Genomic DNA, 258 nt, shown 5'->3' with positions numbered 1-258 from the left:
ATTCGTAGGACAGCCCGTGAAAGCCGTAGCGCCGCACGCCCTCGTCGGTGAGCGAGCGCGGTAGCGCGAAGCTGGTGACGACAGCCGGCTGACCGTGATGGAAGGCAGTGTCGAAGCAGGCGACCTGCAGCAGGGCCGAATGCAGGCGTGTCAAAGCTTCGATTGCACGGACATGATGCAGTTGGTGCAACGGAGCCAGGGGAATGAGTCGACGAATCTCGGCGAGCACCGCCTCGTCGATGCGGACCGGTGCGGCGA

General features: G+C 64.3%; 1 pseudogene. It reads right to left on the bottom strand.

The features are described from left to right. Positions 1 to 258 (bottom strand): annotated as a pseudogene (locus ACLJNW_RS26410) (acetate kinase); the annotation flags it as partial.

The organism is Salmonella sp. SAL4457 (assembly GCF_046548235.1).
In the GTDB taxonomy this organism is placed as follows: Bacteria; Pseudomonadota; Gammaproteobacteria; order Enterobacterales; family Enterobacteriaceae; genus Salmonella; species Salmonella enterica.
Note: the sequence above shows the minus strand (reverse complement) of the source record. Positions and strands in the feature narration are given on the sequence as shown.